The sequence below is a fragment of the Streptomyces boluensis genome (assembly GCF_009908195.1).
Classification (GTDB): domain Bacteria; phylum Actinomycetota; class Actinomycetes; order Streptomycetales; family Streptomycetaceae; genus Streptomyces; species Streptomyces boluensis.
In genome coordinates, this window is record NZ_JAAAHS010000782.1 from 1 (window position 1) to 536 (window position 536).

Genomic DNA, 536 nt, shown 5'->3' on the forward strand with positions numbered 1-536 from the left:
GGAAAGAAACTACGTAGCGTCCCGCAACCCCAGCCGCAGATGCTCAACATGGAACAACGCCTGATCGAGCAGCTCGGCGACATGGTGGTCATAGAGCGCGTAGACGATGGAGCGCCCGCGGCGCTCACCGGTGACCAGGCCAAGATTGCGCAGCAGCCGCAACTGGTGAGAGCAAGCCGACTGCTCCAGATCCGCCGCCTCGGCCAGCTCACTCACCGCACACGGCCCTTCCTGCAGCCGAGCCAGAATCCGCAGCCGGGACGGCGTCGCCAGGGCCTGCAGCGTGGCGGCGACATCCGCCGCGCCGACGGTGTCCAGACGTGCGCGAGTGCTGGCGCGCTCCTTGTCGACTCCGTGGCCCATACGCCCATCGTAGCGAGCCCTCGCGGACACTCCCCGGAACGAATGAAGACCTGTTCATGCATACGGGTATGGTGGAAGGGTCCTGCTCACCCCAGAGTTGAGGGGCTTCTCCGCCATGCCCTCGTCCGTGCCCTCGTCCGCACCCCCGCCGGCGCCCACGCTCACCCCTGAGC

At 67.4% G+C, this 536-nt stretch carries 1 protein-coding gene; it reads right to left on the bottom strand.

Annotation, left to right across the window (positions count from 1 at the left end; translation table 11 throughout):
* Positions 1–9 precede the first annotated feature (9 nt).
* A complete protein-coding gene (locus tag GUY60_RS38075; protein ID WP_161706058.1) occupies positions 10–363 on the bottom strand; it encodes an ArsR/SmtB family transcription factor in 354 nt (117 codons plus the stop codon).
* Between the last annotated feature and the right edge of the window lie 173 nt (positions 364–536).

Excerpts from the sequence above, each read along its gene's own strand:
- GUY60_RS38075 (WP_161706058.1), bottom strand. The coding sequence starts at position 363 with ATGGGCCACGGAGTCGACAAGGAGCGCGCCAGCACTCGCGCACGTCTG.